Source organism: Blastococcus sp. SYSU DS0973 (assembly GCF_054051055.1).
Genome location: NZ_JBJHAN010000002.1, coordinates 493,030 through 507,616, shown reverse-complemented (window position 1 = coordinate 507,616; position 14,587 = coordinate 493,030). Strand labels below are relative to the sequence as shown.

16 protein-coding genes and 1 pseudogene are annotated in these 14,587 nt (G+C 74.0%); 12 read left to right on the top strand and 5 right to left on the bottom strand.

From position 1 onward, the window contains the following. Window positions 1-122 precede the first annotated feature (122 nt). Entirely contained in the window at window positions 123-989 is an 867-nt protein-coding gene (locus ACI791_RS06275) for a hypothetical protein (RefSeq protein ID WP_456585331.1), read from the top strand. A gap of 13 nt (window positions 990-1,002) precedes the next feature. Here the strand turns inward: ACI791_RS06275 and ACI791_RS06270 are convergent, their stop codons facing one another. From ACI791_RS06270 to ACI791_RS06260, 3 genes are read right to left on the bottom strand one after another with little or no spacing between them, the layout of a single operon-like run. Next, window positions 1,003-2,139, bottom strand: coding sequence for a geranylgeranyl reductase family protein (locus ACI791_RS06270; RefSeq protein WP_456585251.1), 1,137 nt, complete (start codon window positions 2,137-2,139; stop codon window positions 1,003-1,005). A gap of 46 nt (window positions 2,140-2,185) precedes the next feature. Continuing rightward, window positions 2,186-2,758, bottom strand: coding sequence for an LOG family protein (locus tag ACI791_RS06265; protein WP_456585250.1), 573 nt, complete (start codon window positions 2,756-2,758; stop codon window positions 2,186-2,188). A 7-nt stretch (window positions 2,759-2,765) separates the two neighbouring features. Beyond that, complete coding sequence (locus ACI791_RS06260; RefSeq protein WP_456585249.1) at window positions 2,766-3,224, bottom strand: MaoC family dehydratase; 459 nt, start codon at window positions 3,222-3,224, stop codon at window positions 2,766-2,768. 153 nt (window positions 3,225-3,377) lie between these two features. On the opposite strand from ACI791_RS06260, the gene ACI791_RS06255 reads away from it, so the two are divergent. From ACI791_RS06255 to ACI791_RS06225, 7 genes are all read left to right on the top strand, one after another. Continuing rightward, window positions 3,378-3,854 carry an NUDIX domain-containing protein gene (locus ACI791_RS06255; protein WP_456585248.1) on the top strand — a complete coding sequence of 159 codons (477 nt, stop codon included), beginning with the start codon at window positions 3,378-3,380 and terminating at the stop codon, window positions 3,852-3,854. Window positions 3,855-4,044: 190 nt separating this feature from the next. Continuing rightward, a complete protein-coding gene (locus ACI791_RS06250) occupies window positions 4,045-4,932 on the top strand; it encodes a 1,4-dihydroxy-2-naphthoyl-CoA synthase (RefSeq protein ID WP_456585247.1) in 888 nt (295 codons plus the stop codon). Between the two features lie 14 nt (window positions 4,933-4,946). Then, a complete protein-coding gene (locus ACI791_RS06245) occupies window positions 4,947-5,279 on the top strand; it encodes a hypothetical protein (protein WP_456585246.1) in 333 nt (110 codons plus the stop codon). A gap of 137 nt (window positions 5,280-5,416) precedes the next feature. Continuing rightward, window positions 5,417-6,010 carry a TetR-like C-terminal domain-containing protein gene (locus ACI791_RS06240; RefSeq protein WP_456585245.1) on the top strand — a complete coding sequence of 198 codons (594 nt, stop codon included), beginning with the start codon at window positions 5,417-5,419 and terminating at the stop codon, window positions 6,008-6,010. 46 nt (window positions 6,011-6,056) lie between these two features. Further along, window positions 6,057-6,434 carry an alcohol dehydrogenase catalytic domain-containing protein gene (locus ACI791_RS06235; RefSeq protein WP_456585244.1) on the top strand — a complete coding sequence of 126 codons (378 nt, stop codon included), beginning with the start codon at window positions 6,057-6,059 and terminating at the stop codon, window positions 6,432-6,434. Beyond that, window positions 6,398-6,529 carry a hypothetical protein gene (locus ACI791_RS06230; protein ID WP_456585243.1) on the top strand — a complete coding sequence of 44 codons (132 nt, stop codon included), beginning with the start codon at window positions 6,398-6,400 and terminating at the stop codon, window positions 6,527-6,529. Before ACI791_RS06235 ends, ACI791_RS06230 begins: the two co-directional genes overlap by 37 nt. A gap of 42 nt (window positions 6,530-6,571) precedes the next feature. Then, window positions 6,572-7,243: an HAD family hydrolase gene (locus tag ACI791_RS06225; RefSeq protein ID WP_456585242.1), complete on the top strand. Its 672-nt coding sequence runs from the start codon at window positions 6,572-6,574 to the stop codon at window positions 7,241-7,243. A gap of 156 nt (window positions 7,244-7,399) precedes the next feature. Here the strand turns inward: ACI791_RS06225 and ACI791_RS06220 are convergent, their stop codons facing one another. Beyond that, complete coding sequence (locus ACI791_RS06220) at window positions 7,400-8,239, bottom strand: glycerophosphodiester phosphodiesterase (RefSeq protein ID WP_456585241.1); 840 nt, start codon at window positions 8,237-8,239, stop codon at window positions 7,400-7,402. A 95-nt stretch (window positions 8,240-8,334) separates the two neighbouring features. Beyond that, window positions 8,335-9,300, bottom strand: a complete 966-nt coding sequence (locus ACI791_RS06215) for a glucosyl-3-phosphoglycerate synthase (protein WP_456585240.1) — start codon at window positions 9,298-9,300, stop codon at window positions 8,335-8,337. A gap of 201 nt (window positions 9,301-9,501) precedes the next feature. Between ACI791_RS06215 and ACI791_RS06210 the strand changes: the two genes are divergently transcribed. From ACI791_RS06210 to ACI791_RS06195, 4 genes and pseudogenes are all read left to right on the top strand, one after another. After that, window positions 9,502-9,738 carry a hypothetical protein gene (locus tag ACI791_RS06210; RefSeq protein WP_456585239.1) on the top strand — a complete coding sequence of 79 codons (237 nt, stop codon included), beginning with the start codon at window positions 9,502-9,504 and terminating at the stop codon, window positions 9,736-9,738. 30 nt (window positions 9,739-9,768) lie between these two features. Beyond that, the gene (locus tag ACI791_RS06205) at window positions 9,769-10,008 is read left to right on the top strand and encodes a hypothetical protein (RefSeq protein WP_456585238.1); all 240 of its coding nucleotides are present in this window, start codon (window positions 9,769-9,771) and stop codon (window positions 10,006-10,008) included. A gap of 191 nt (window positions 10,009-10,199) precedes the next feature. Further along, a pseudogene (gene fdh / locus ACI791_RS06200) lies at window positions 10,200-13,493 on the top strand (formate dehydrogenase). 28 nt (window positions 13,494-13,521) lie between these two features. Continuing rightward, complete coding sequence (locus ACI791_RS06195) at window positions 13,522-14,586, top strand: 4Fe-4S dicluster domain-containing protein (RefSeq protein ID WP_456585237.1); 1,065 nt, start codon at window positions 13,522-13,524, stop codon at window positions 14,584-14,586. The last annotated feature ends 1 nt before the right edge of the window (window position 14,587 follow it).

The window sequence follows — 14,587 nt, the reverse complement described above, 5'->3', positions numbered from 1 at the left end:
GGTGACGGCCGGTTCCGGGATGTCCCGGAACCGGCCGTCCGCGCCGGTGCGGCGACGTAGCTTCGCTCCTGACCGCGGTACTTCCCCGCCGCGCGAACGCACCGAGGAGCACCCACGTGATCATGGACGCGATGCTGCTGTGGCCGACCGTCGCGGTTGTCGGATTCCTCCTCTGCACCGCTGTGGTGGTCGCCCTGGGCGCCAGCTCCACCGCCCGCTACGAGTACGCGCGCGCCGGGGCGCAGCAGAGCGCGCAGCGCTCGGCCGCCCGCACCGCCGGCACCCACCCGGCGGGGCGCCGGGCCGCAGCCCACGCCGGCGGGAGCGCGCAGCCGCCGGCCCGCCGGGAGTCGGTCGTCCTCGCCGCCGAGCCGGTGCCGGCGACCGCGGCCGCCGCCCCGGCGTCCGCGCCCGCCGCCCCGGCGGCCCCCGCGCTCGGGTGGCTGATGGTCGACGACGCGGCGCGGGTGCTGGCCGGCCCGTTCGACGACCGGATCGACGCCGAGTGGGCCGCCCTCGCCGGCGGCCTGCCCCCCGTCGCCGTCGCCGTCTTCGGCCTTCCGCGCCCCGACGGGACCGTCGCTCCCCGGCCCACCCCGGCCGACCAGGCGTGGCTGGCCGAGCTCGGCGACCAGCTGGACCGGCTGCCCGAGGACTGGGACGCGCTGCTCACCGACACCGACCCGCTGACCACCCTGGTGGTGGAGGTCGCCGCGGCGCTGGCCGAGGCGGGGATGCCGCTGTACGACGCCGCCTCGGGTGCCTCGGCCGGTGGCGTCTGCCTGGTGCCCGAGACCGGCTCCTGCGGTGTGCTGGTCAGCTGGCGGACGCACGACCGGATGAGCGTCCTGGGCTCCCGTGGGGAGTCGGCGCAGACCGCGGTGCAGGAGCTGATGAACACCGCGGTCGCCGACACCCTCGCCGAGCTCGGGTTCGTCGTCCAGACCTCCGGATCCACCGGGGTCACGCTGGTGACGGCGCTGCGCTGACCGGCGCGGGGCTCTACTCCTCCGCCGACGCCGGCGGGCGCAGGTGGCGGGCGGCGCCGGCCAGCGCCGGCAGGGTCAGCCGGCCGTCGGCCAGCCCCAGCACCACCACGTCGTCGAACACCCGCTGGGACGCCGCGGCGGCCCGGAAGACCGCGTCCATGAACACCGGCCAGCGGCTGAGACCCGACGCCACGGAGGAGTGCCTCAGGTGGCGGCCGAGCCGGCCGGCCAGCGCCCGCCGGTAGACTGCACCGGCGTCCGCGCCGGAGCCGGCGGCCCCGCCGGCCAGCGCACCGGAGAGGACGGCGTAGAAGATGCCCTCGCCGGTGAGCGGGTTGATCAGCGACGCCGCGTCGCCGGCCAGCAGGACCCGGCCGTCGGGCTGGCGCGGGCGGCCGGTGCTCAGCGGCAGCCGGTGCGCGCGGAGCTCGTCGACCACCACCCCGGGCAGCAGGCGCTGCAACCCGTCGACGAGGGCGGCGCGCGTGGCCCCGCCGGAGACCAGCTCGCCGTACCCCACGTTGGCCCGCCCGTCCCCGAGCGGGAACGACCAGGCGTAGGCCGGCCACCGCTGCTCGGTCGTGGTGATGACCTGGACGCCGCGCTGCCCGGGCGGCTCGGGTGCGTAGCCCCGGATGGCGACGGCCAGCTGGTCGGGGCGGTTGCGACCGACGTCCAGGGCGCGGCGGACCACCGACTCCGCGCCGTCGGCGCCGATCAGGACCCCGGCCGTGACGGAACCGTCCACCTCGACGGCGTCGGGGTGGACCACGACGGACCGGACCACCTGGCGGCGCAGCACCGCCCCGGCCTCCTGGGCGGCCGCGATCAGCCGCGCGTCGAGCACCGCCCGGGGAATCACGTACGAGGGCCGGGCGGTGGCCCGCTCGACCGTCGCGCCGCCGGGGGAGCGCAGCCGCAGCCGGGGCACGGCCGGACAGCCGTCGGTGACCGTCGTGGGATCCACGCCGAGCCGGGCGAGGACGTCGAGCGCCTCCGCGGCGATGCCGTCGCCGCACACCTTGTCGCGGGGGAAGTCGGCCCGGTCGAGCACCAGCACGCGGGCCGAGGGGCGGGCCCGCCGGGCGGCCAGTGCGGCGGCTGCGCCGGCCGGCCCCCCGCCGACGACGACGACGTCCCAGTGCTCCACGGCCCCGACGCTAGGCAGCCTGGCGGCCGGGCGCACGCCCCGCCGATCAAGGCGGCGGCGGGGCGGTCCACTTCCGCGCTGGGTGCCGGTAACCCTCGGTGAACTCCAGCAGCGCGCCCGCGTCCTGCACCACGCCCAGCGCATCGAGCCGGGCGCCGTCCAGGTAGCCGTCGTCGACCATGCGCCGCAGCTGGGCCAGCAGCGGCTGCCAGAACCCGTCGACGTCGAGCAGGGCGGTGGGCTTGGCGTGCAGCCCGAGCATCCCCCACGTCCAGGCCTCGAACAGCTCCTCGAGCGTGCCGGCCGCGCCGGGCAGCGCGACGAACGCGTCGGAGAGCTCGGCCATGCGGGCCTTGCGCTCGTGCATCGAGTGCACGACCTCCAGCCGCGGCAGACCCGGATGGGCCAGCTCGTCGTCGACCAGGTGCTGCGGGATGACCCCGACCACCTCGCCGCCGGCGGCCAGCGCGGCGTCGGCGACCACGCCCATCATCCCGACGTGCCCGCCGCCGTAGACGATCCCGACGCCGGCCCTCGCCAGCCCGGTGGCGAAGGCCGCGGCGGCCTCGGCGTGCGCGGGCGGACCGGCGTGGGACCCGGTGAAGACGGCGATCCGCACGCGCGGATCAGCCGCGGTAGTAGCGGAAGACCGGCTCGGCGATGCAGACCGGCTTGTCGCCGCCCTCGCGCTCGATGACGGCGGCCAGCGTCACCTGCAGGCCGCCGGCCACCTCCTCGACCGACTTCGCGGTCGCGGTGAGCCGCACCCGGGAGCCGACCGGCACCGGGGACGGGAAGCGCACCTTGTTCAGGCCGTAGTTGACGGCCATCACCGTGTCGGAGACGGCGAGGACCTGCCCCGAGAGCGTGGCGAGCAGCGACAGCGTGAGGTAGCCGTGGGCGATCGGGCCGCCGAAGGGGCTCTCGGCCTTGGCGCGCTCGACGTCGACGTGGATCCACTGGTGGTCGCCGGTCGCGTCGGCGAAGAGGTTCACGTGCTCCTGGGTGACCTCGTGCCAGTCGCTGGTGCCCAGCTGGGTGCCGACGAGTCCGGGGACCTCGGCCATGGTGGTGGTGGTGCTCATGCGCGCAATTCCTCCGTCGGACGTGCGGATGCCTCCCTGCAACCTAGTCCCGCGGGACGTCGGTCTCTGCTTCGCAGGGGGAGCAGAGACCGACGGCCCGCAGGACACCCCCTGGCCTCGCGGGGAGGCCGCGGGACCGGGTTCACTGGGCGGGTGCTCGCCTCGACCGACGGCTGGACCGCCTGCAGCCATGGGCACCGCCACTGGGGGCGGGCGGGCGCCGCCGGCCTGCTCATCCACCGCGACGGCCCCGACGGCGTCGAGCTGCTGCTGCAGCACCGGGCCTGGTGGTCCCACCACGGCGGTACCTGGGGGACGCCGGGTGGCGCGCTGCACACCGGCGAGTCGCCGGCCGCCGGTGCGCTGCGCGAGGTGGGGGAGGAGCTCGGCCTCGCCCCCGGCGACGTCGTCCTGGGCGCGCAATCGGTCGACGACCACGGCGGCTGGGCGTACACGACGGTGCTGGCCCGGCCGGCGCGGCCGTTCGAGGCGTCGGACCTCCGGCTGGACGGCGAGAGCGACGGCGTGGCGTGGGTCCCCCTCGCCGGGCTCGTCGCCGTGCAGCTGCACCCGGGCCTGGCCGCCTCCCTCGACCGGCTCCGCCCACTTCTCGCGGGCGACGACGCGTAGACCGGGGTGGCGCGGGGCACAGGCGGTGCCGATGCCCCGCCCCGGCGGAGCTGCGTCCCCCCACGACGAAGGAGCCGGCCCTGTTCCGCCACCGCGCATCCCGGACCGCACACCGCGGGACCGCGTCCGCCCTGGCGGCCGGTGACCCGGCGGCCGCGAGGGCCCCCGGCGAGGGCGTTAGGTTCGGCGCATGAGCGCGCGCGACGACGTCTCCGAGATCTTCGACAGCTCCGCGTGGCGGCCGGTCGAGGGCTTCGACTTCGCCGACATCACCTACCACCGGGCCGTCGACGCCGGCGTCGTCCGCATCGCCTTCGACCGGCCCGAGGTGCGCAACGCCTTCCGGCCGCAGAGCGTCGACGAGCTGATCACCGCCCTGGAGCACGCCCGGCTGTCCACCGACGTCGGCTGCGTGATTCTCACCGGGAACGGGCCCAGCCCGAAGGACGGCGGCTGGGCGTTCTGCTCCGGTGGCGACCAGCGGGTGCGCGGGAAGTACGGCTACGAGCACGCGCAGGGCTCGAGTGGCCGGCTGCACATCCTGGAGGCCCAGCGGCTGATCCGCTTCATGCCCAAGGTGGTCATCTGCGTCGTCCCCGGGTGGGCGGCCGGTGGCGGGCACAGCCTGCACGTCGTCTCCGACCTCACGCTCGCCAGCGCCGAGCACGCCCGCTTCAAGCAGACCGACGCCGACGTCGGCAGCTTCGACGGCGGCTTCGGGTCGGCGTACCTGGCGCGGCAGGTCGGGCAGAAGTTCGCCCGGGAGATCTTCTTCCTCGGCGAGGAGTACACCGCCGCGGACGCCCACGCCATGGGCATGGTCAATCGCGTGGTTCCGCACGCGGAGCTCGAGGCCACCGCCCTGGAGTGGGGGAAGACGATCGTGGCGAAGTCGCCCACCGCGCAGCGGATGCTCAAGTACTCCTTCAACCTGATCGACGACGGCCTGGTCGGCCAGCAGCTGTTCGCCGGTGAGACCACGCGGCTGGCCTACATGGCCGAGGAGGCCGTCGAGGGCCGGGACGCCTTCCTCGAGAAGCGTGACCCCGACTTCACCCGTTTCCCCTGGCACGTCTGAACGAGGAGGACCGCATGATCGTCGAGGTGGTGACGGGCGCCGACGAGCGTCCGGAGGCGCGGGTGGTCGACGTCGACGACCTCGGTCGGCTGCACCTGGCACTGGGCGCCGTGACCGACGAGGAGGCCGCCGAGGCCCTCGAGCGTTCCGGACTGGGCCGGCTGCGGGACGCGGACACCGCGGTCCTCGACGTGGCCGCGCTGCGGGCGGCCGCGGAGCCGCGGGCGAGCGCGGAGAACTGGTCGACCCGGTGGGACGCGATGATCGGCGGCGCCCGCGGCAAGGGCTGGCTGTCCGCGGACGGGGCCACCCTCCAGGTGCGCGTGGAGAGCGCCGCAGGCGCCTGAGCAGGGCAGCCGCCGCCGGGCCACCCGGTCCGCCCCGGGTAAGTAGCTGTAACCCAAAGGCATCAAATCGTTGTGGTCGCACCGCTGAGCAGCAAGTATGTGCGGGTGCATACGACGAGCCGGGACGGAACGATGTCATGAGCGGCACCCCGGGGCGGCCGCTCAGTGCGGAGCTGTCCGAGCAGCTGCTCGCCGTGGCCGTCGACATCCTGGCCGAGGAGGGGTGGGGGCGGCTCAACAGCGACCGCGTCGCCGCCCGCGCCCGCGCGGGCAAGGCGGGCATCTACCGCCGGTGGCCCACGATGGCGGCGCTCGCCCGCGCGGCGGTGAGCCGGTTGGAGCTGGTGGTGCTCCCCGAGGACGGCGGCTCGATGCGCGCCGATCTGCTGGGGCTGCTCACCGAACGCTGGTCGCAGCCGCTGAACCGCGAGGAGCGGGCGGTGGCGAGCCTGGTCGGCGCGGCCCGGCACGACGAGGAGCTGCGCGCGGGCCTGGACGAGGCGCTCGTCCGGCCGCTGGAGGCGGCCGTGCAGGAGATCGGCGCGCGCGCCCAGCGACGGGGCGAGGGCGTCCGGCTCGAGCGGCTGCGGCTGCTGAGTTCGGTGCTCGAGGCATTCTGGTGGCAGCGCTACCGGATGCCCGAGCCGTTCGCCGCCGAGCAGATCGGATGCCTCGTCGACGAGGTGCTGGTGCCGCTGCTGCGGCCGGCCGGGGAGACCGTCGCCGCCTGAGCGCCGGAGCCGCCAGGCACGATGACCGGTGGTCAGCCCGGCTCCGATGCCGACGGCGCCCGACCACGACCCGAGGAGCAGCCGCCCGGTGCGGACGAGAGCTGCGGTACTGCGCGAGCCGGAGACCGAGTACGAGATCGTCGAGTTGGAGGTCCTCGACCCCGGCCCGGGCGAGGTGCTGGTCGAGATGGCCGACGCCGGGCTCTGCCACTCCGACGAGCACCTGCGGCACGCCAACCCCGGCGGGCGGTACCCCATCGTCGGCGGACACGAGGGCTCCGGCGTCGTCCAGGCCGTCGGGGCCGGCGTGACCGGGGTGGCCCCCGGCGACCACGTCGTCACCAGCTTCCTGCCCGCCTGCGGGCACTGCCGGTACTGCGCCCCCGGATGCACGAGGAGGGCCGGCTGGAGCTCGACCGGCTGATCACCCGCCGGTACTCCCTCGACGAGGTCGACCAGGGCTACCGCGACCAGGCGGCCGGCGAGACGGTCCGCGGCCTCCTCGTCCACTCCGGCTGACCCCAGGGTTCAGGCGCGGCGGCGGTGGGCAGCCCGTGGCGCATGAGCTCCCCGCGCATCGCCGTCCTCGACGTCGACGGCACCCTCGTCGACACCAACTACCAGCACGCCCTGGCCTGGTACCGGGCCCTGCGGTCGCTGGGGGAGACGTTCCCGGTCTGGCGGATCCACCGGCTGATCGGCATGGGCGGCGACCGGCTGCCGGCCGCGCTCGGGGGCGACGACGTCGAGGAGCGCATCGGCGACCAGGCCCGCGAGCGGTGGACCGAGGAGTTCGACCGGCTGATCGACGAGGTGGCGCCGCTGCCCGGTGCCCGTGAGCTGGTCCAGGCGTTGCGCGAGCGCGGTCACCGCGTGGTGCTGGCCAGCTCGGGCAAGGCCAAGCACGTCGACCACTCGCTGGACCTGCTCGACCTGCGGGACCTGGCCGAGGCCTGGACCACCAGCGACGACGTCGAGTCGAGCAAACCCGCGCCCGACCTGCTCGAGGTGGCGCTGGAGAAGTTGGGCGAGCCCGCGGACGCGCCGAGCGTGATGATCGGCGACTCCGTCTTCGACGTGGAGGCGGCGAGGAAGGCCGGGATGCCGGCGCTGGTCGTGCGGTCCGGGGGGTTCGGCGACGAGGAACTGCGCGACGCCGGTGCGCTCGACGTCTTCGACACCCCTGGTGACCTCGCGGCGGCGCTGGACCGGCTGGACCTCTCCGCCGGCTGACCGGATCCCGCGCCGGGGTCCGGTGGTCTGCCCCACGGACAGTCGGTCTCTGCTTACCCCGGTAAGCAGAGACCGACTGTCTCCGGATGCACCGCCCGGCCCGCAGCCTCACGCTCGTGGCGGCTCCGCCGGTCGCTGCCCGCTCTCGGCCGGCCGTCAGGCTGCGGGGGTGGTTCCGCGGCCCAGCCGGCGGAGCGCCTCCTCCGGCCGGTCGGTGATGACCGCGTCGACGCCGAGGCCGACCAGGAAGTCGATGTCGGCGGCCGTGTTCGCCGTCCACACGACGACCTCCTTGCCGGCGGCCTGCGCCGCCGCCACGTACCCCGGATCGGCGCGCAGCAGCGCCAGCCCCGGGCCGACGGCGCTCATCGAGCCCGCCAGCAGCTCGGTGCGCACCGGGCGCAGCCGCTTCCCGATGAGCTGCACGGTGGGCACGCCGGGGGCGAGCGCGTGGACGCGGCGCACCGCGAGCTGGGAGAAGCTCATCACCCGGAACGCCGGCTTCCCGCTCCACTCCGCCGGACGGTCGCCCTGCAGGAGGCCGTAGCGGCGCAGTGACCGCACCAGCTCCTGCTCCACGCGGTTGGTGTGCCGGGTCGGGTGCTTGGTCTCGATGGCGAGTCGGACGGGCTCGGGCGTCGCGGTGACGTACTCGAGCAACCGGTCCAGGGTGAGCACCAGACCGTTCTCGACGTCGGGCTCGTCGGTGACGGCGGTGATCGTGTCGTCCTTCCACCGGTCCAGCCGGCCGCGCCGGGCGCCGAAGCGGAACTGCTCCAGCTCGGCGAGGTGCAGGGCGGAGACGATGCCGCGGCCGTTCGAGGTGTGCCGGACCCGCCGGTCGTGGACGCAGACGAGCACGCCGTCGCGGGTCATCCGGACGTCGCACTCCACCGCGTCGGCGCCGAGGACGGCTGCGTTCCGGTACGCGGCCAGCGTGTGCTCGGGCGCCTCCGCGGTGGCCCCGCGGTGGGCGACGACCTCGGGCCCGCTCACCGGTGCGGACGGGAGGGACGACGGGCGGGACGGTCGAGCGGCACGCGGGGATCATCCCCGCTCGCGGCGGGCTCCGCGACCGAGGGTGCGAGCGGTCAGCCGGCGAGGCGGGCGCGGTACTCGGGGACGGTGGCCATCGGCGGGCGCTCGTCGACGGCGACGGCGCTGGTACGGGGCACGAAACCCGCGCCGTCGTGCCGGAACTGGGTGAGCAGCCCGCTCGGCTCGCGCTCGGCAGCGGCGCGGGCGAGCACGGTCGCGACGACCTGCCCGGCCATCTCGCCGAGCGCCTCGACGCTCTGCGATGTGTGCCGGCGCTCGCCGAGGTCCACCTGGGCGAGCGAGGAGAGCCCGCCCCGCCGCAGCAGGTCGACGAGCAGGCCGACCTCCACCCCGTAGGCGGAGACGAACGGCACCTGCTCGAGGGCGGAGCGCCGGCCGGCGTACTCCCCGCCCAGGGGCTGGACGAAGCCGGCGAGCTCGGGCCACAGCGCGTTGAGCAGCGGGCGGGCGGTCAGCTCGGTCACCCGGCCCCCGCCGGCCGGCTGCTCCACGCCGCCGACCTGGAGGGGGCGGGTGTAGCAGCCCTTGACGTAGTCGACCTGCGGGTCGGTGAGCAGCGGGCCGAGCAGGCCGGGCACGTAGTGGGCGACGTCGCCGAGCAGGTCGGCATCGAGGAAGACGACGAGGTCGCCGGTGGTGGCGGCCAGCGACTTCCAGAGCGCCTCCCCCTTGCCGCGGCGGGTGCCGTGGCCGGGGAGCAGGTCGGTGGTGGCGACGACGTCGGCGCCGGCGGCCCGGGCGACGGCGGCGGTGGCATCGGTGCTGTCGGAGTCCACGACCACGAGCTCGTCGACCAGGGGCACCTCGCGCACCCAGCGGGCGTGCAGGTCGGCGACGAGCCGGCCGACCGTCGCCTCCTCGTTGCGGGCGGGCAGGACGACGCTGACCCGGTGGCCCGCGTGGCGCTTGGCCTGCAACAGGGCGACCGGATCGAGCTGCGCGAGGGAGCGCGCGGCGGTGGTGCGGTCGGCGAACCAGGCGCGGGCGTCAGGTCTCACGCCCACACTGTCGACCAGCCGGAACGCCCGCACCAGCGTGCCACCCTGCTGTTCACCAGGCCGTCACAGGACCTTTCCCGGCCGCCGCGCGACCACCATCCCGCCAGCGGGCCCGGCGCCGACGCCGAGCGGGGTCCCGGCCGGGTCGGGTCCCGACCGGGTCGAGTCGCGGCGCCGCCGGGCAGCCCCCACGATGCGGGCATGACCTCAGGGCAGCTGCCCGACCGGGGGCCCCTCCCGCACGTCAGGGGCGAGCAGCGACGGCGGGTGGCGCTGCTGCTCGAGACCGCCGACGTCCTGGCGGAGCGGGCCCGGCGCACCGACGACCTCGTCCAGGCCCAGGTGCTGCGGCGCCGGTCGGCGCAGCGCCGCGCGCAGGCGGCCCGCCTCGCGGCCGGCGACGGGCACCCGGCGGGGCGTGGCACCGACCGCGCCTGAACGCCACTCCATTGCCGCTACGGTTGGTCGATGCTCCGCTGGCTGTGCGCCCTCGTCGCGGGAGCGGTGGTGTCCGGCTTCGCCTTCCTGCTGATCACCGGTCAGTACAGCAACGACGGTCCGGTGCTGCTGAGGCTGAGCGGCGACCACGGGCTGCACGCCGGCGACCTGTTCGTCCTGGCGGGGTGGGCGGTCGCCGTCCTCGCGCTGCTCGCGCTCGCCGCGATGCCGGCCCGGCGCCCCGGCAGCGAGCTCCCGCCCCGCGGCTGACGCCCCGTTCCCGACCACCTGCTGACCACCGTCTCCTTCCCTCGGGCGCGGGTGATGGGCTGCGCCGGCAGTCCAGCGCCCCGGCGTCCACGTTCACCGCAGCTCAGCGCGGCGTCGTCCGGGGGAGTCGCGGAGCAGACACCGGGCCCGTCAGCGCGCCGCGCCGCGGATCGGGTGGCAGAGTGACGCGTGTGAAGACCTGGCTCGAGAGCTGGCCGGTGTACCGGCAGCTCACCGGTTCGGACCCGTTCGGGCGTGGCGTGGCCGCGCGCAGCAAGGCGACGGAGGCCGTGGTGTCGCGCACCGCGACCGCCGACCGCGTCGTGAAGAGCGTCTGCCCGTACTGCGCCGTCGGCTGCGCGCAGAACGTCTACGTGCAGGACGAGAAGATCGTCCAGATCGAGGGCGACCCGGACTCGCCGATCAACCGCGGCCGGCTGTGCCCCAAGGGCTCGGCCAGCAAGCAGCTGGTGACCAGCCCGACGCGCCAGACCACGGTGAGGTACCGCCGTCCCTACGGGACGGAGTGGGAAGACCTGGACCTCGACACGGCGATGGAGATGATCGCCGACCGCGTCCTGGAGGCCCGTCGCAAGGGTTGGCAGGACACCGATGACGCGGGCCGGCGGCTCGGCCGGACGATGGGGATAGCGAGCCTCGGAGGGGCGACCCTCGACAACGAGGAGAACTACCTCATGAAGAAGCTCTACAGCGCTCTGGGCGCGATCCAGATCGAGAACCAGGCGCGCATATAGCACTCTTCGACGGTGCCCGGTCTGGGCGCCTCGTTCGGTCGTGGCGGTGCCACGAACACCCAGCAGGACCTCTCGAACGCCGACTGCATCGTCATCGAGGGTTCGAACATGGCCGAGTGCCACCCGGTGGGGTTCCAGTGGGTGGTCGAGGCCAAGGCCCGCGGTGCCAAGGTCATCCACATCGACCCGCGGTTCACCCGCACCAGCGCGATCGCCGACCTGCACGTCCCTCTGCGGATGGGCACCGACATCGCCTTCCTCGGTGGGCTGATCAACCATGTGCTGAGCAACGACCTGTACTTCAAGGAGTACGTGGCCGCCTACACCAACGCGGCCGCGATCGTCAGTGCGGACTTCGTCGACTCGGAGGACCTCGACGGCCTGTTCTCCGGCTACGACCCGGAGACCGGCACCTACGACGAGTCCAGCTGGCAGTACGAGCCGGAGGAGGCGCCGCACTCGGGCTCCGACGACCCGGCCGAGGCCGCCGAGCAGCAGCGCATCGAGCAGGACCCGAGCGTCCAGCGGGCCGACCACGCCCAGGCCGCCGGCAGCGGTGGGCCGCCGATCGCCAGCAAGCCCAAGCGCGACGACACGCTCCAGCACCCGCGCTCGGTGTTCCAGATCCTCAAGCGGCACTACGCCCGCTACACGCCGGAGATGGTGGCCGAGGTCTGCGGCATCGAGCCGGCGGTGTTCGAGCAGGTCGCCCGGTGGGTCACCGAGAACAGCAACCGCGAGCGGACCACGGCGTGGGTGTACTCGGTGGGCTGGACACAGCACAGCGTCGGCGCCCAGTACATCCGCACCTGCTCGATCCTGCAGCTGCTGCTGGGCAACATCGGCCGCCCGGGCGGCGGCATCCTGGCGCTGCGCGGCCACGCGAGCATCCAGGGCTCCACCGACGTCCCGACGCTGTTCAACATCCTGCCCGGCTACCTGCCGATGCCCCACGCCCTGCAGCACCAGACGCTGGAGGACTACGTCGCCGACGCCGCCGGCAAGGCCGGCTTCTGGGGCAACAAGCCGTCCTACATGGTGAGCCTGCTCAAGGCCTGGTGGGGCGATGCGGCGACGGCGGAGAACGACTTCGCCTTCGACTACCTGCCCAGGATCAACGGCGACCACAGCTCGTACCGCACGATCGCCGACATGATCGAGGGCAAGGTCTCCGGCTACTTCCTGGTCGGGGAGAACCCCACGGTCGGGCACCCGAACGGCCGGATGAACCGGTTCGGCCTGGCCAACCTCGACTGGCTCGTCGTCCGCGACCTGCAGATGATCGAGTCGGCGACCTTCTGGAACGAGTCGCCGGAGATCGAGACCGGGGAGCTGGCCCCCGAGACGATCGGCACCGAGGTCTTCTTCATGCCGGCGGCCACGCACGTGGAGAAGGAAGGCACCTTCACCCAGACCCAGCGGGTGCTGCAGTGGCGGGACAAGGCGGTCGATCCGCCGAACGACGCCCGCAGCGACCTGTGGTTCTACTTCCACCTGGGCCGCATCCTGCGGGAGAAGCTGAAGGACTCCACCGACCCCCGCGACCGTCCGCTGCTCGACCTCACGTGGGACTACCCGACCCACGGCCCCGAGGGGGAGCCCAGCGCCGAGCACGTGCTTCGCGAGATCAACGGCACCGGGCCCGACGGGCGGGCGCTGTCGTCCTACATGCAGATGAAGGACGACGGCTCGACGACCGGCGGCTGCTGGATCTACTGCGGCGTCTACGCCGACGAGGTCAACCAGGCCGCGCGCCGGAAGCCAGCCGACGAGCAGGGCCCCGCCGCCCTCGAGTGGGGCTGGGCCTGGCCGCTCAACCGGCGCATCCTCTACAACCGCGCCTCGGCCGACCTGGACGGCAAGCCGTGGAGCGAACGGAAGAAGTACGTGTACTGGGACGAGGCCGCCGGTGAGTGGACCGGTCTCGACGTTCCCGACTTCGAGAAGAACAAGCGGCCGGACTACGTGCCGCCGGAGGGTGCCAGGGCGCAGGACGCCCTCGCCGGAAACGACCCGTTCGTCATGCAGGGCGACGGGAAGGGCTGGCTGTACGCGCCGGCGGGGCTGGTCGACGGCCCGCTGCCGACGCACTACGAGCCGGTCGAGTCGGTGGTCGAGAACCCCCTGTACCAGCAGCAGGCGAACCCGACCGTCCAGCGCATTCCGGGGCCGTGGAACCGGGAGAACCCGTCGCGCAGCGAGATCTTCCCGTTCCAGGTGACCACCTACCGGCTCACCGAGCACCACACGGCCGGCGCGATGAGCCGCACGCTGCCCTACCTCGCCGAACTGCAGCCGGAGTTCTTCGTCGAGGTCAGCCCGGAGCTGGCGGCGCTGCGCGGGCTCACCCACGGCGACTACGCCACGCTGGTCAGCGCCCGGACGGCGATCGAGGCGAAGGTGCTGGTGACCGAGCGGATGCGGCCGATCAGGCTGCGCGACGGCCAGGTCGTGCACCAGATCGGCATGCCCTACCACTGGTCCTACAACGGCATCTCCACCGGCGACTCGGCCAACGACCTGCTGGGCATCGTGCTCGACGCGAACACGCACATCCAGGAGGACAAGGTCAGCACCGCCGACATCGTCCCCGGCCGGCGCCCGCGCGGCCCGGAGCTCCTCGAGTTCGTGGAGGACTACCGCCGGCGGGCCGGGGTGGAGTCCGGGCGGGTGGGGGTCAACGGCCGCGATCCGGTCGCCGCCGACGCCGGAGAAGGGTCGACCCTGTGAGAACTCCGATCGCAGCGAAGGGCGCGGCATGACGATCAGCTCGGCGAGCGCGGCGTTCACCGGCCACGACCCCGGTAACCGGCTGTACGGTCCGGTGCCCGACGTGACCGGTCAGTCCGGGTACGAGGACGACCACCCCAAGCGGGTCGGGTTCTTCACCGACACCTCGGTGTGCATCGGCTGCAAGGCCTGCGAGGTGGCCTGCAAGGAGTGGAACACCCTCCCGATGGACGACTCCCACGGCGTGCGGGACGCGATCGGGATGTCCGGGATGTCCTACGACAACACCGGCCAGCTGGGTGCGAACTCGTGGCGGCACGTGGCCTTCATCGAGCAGAGCCGCGCCGTCGACCTGCCGATGCCCACCTTCGGCCGGCCGGGGGACGACCGGCAGGGCAGCGGTCCGTCGCCGGCGGAAGCCGGGGAGGACGTGAGCCTGGCGAACGCCCAGCAGAGCAGCGTGCTCAACGCCGAGGCGCTCAGCGAGTTCGACCCGCAGACCGGCCAGAGCGGCGCGGACAAGCAGGTCCGCTGGCTGATGAGCTCCGACGTCTGCAAGCACTGCACGCACGCCGGCTGCCTCGACGTCTGCCCGACCGGGGCGTTGTTCCGCACCGAGTTCGGCACCGTGGTCGTGCAGGGGGACATCTGCAACGGCTGCGGCTACTGCGTGGCGGCCTGCCCGTACGGCGTGATCGACCAGCGCAAGGACGACGGCCGGGTCTTCAAGTGCACGATGTGCTACGACCGGCTCACCGATGGCAAGGAGCCGGCCTGTGCGACGGCCTGCCCCACCCAGTCGATCCAGTTCGGCGACCTCGACGAGCTGCAGGCCCGGGCGGACGCGCGGCTGGCGACGCTCAAGGAGCAGGGCGTGGAGACCGCCCGGCTGTACGGGCGGGACGAGCATGACGGCGTCGGCGGGGACGGGGCGTTCTTCCTGCTGCTCGACGAGCCGGAGGTGTACGGCCTGCCGCCGGACCCGATCGTGACGACGCGGGACCTGCCGGCGATGTGGAAGGCGGCCGGCAAGGCCGCGGCGATGATGGTCGGGGTCGCCGTCACGGCGATCGTCGGCTCGCGGCGGAGGTGAC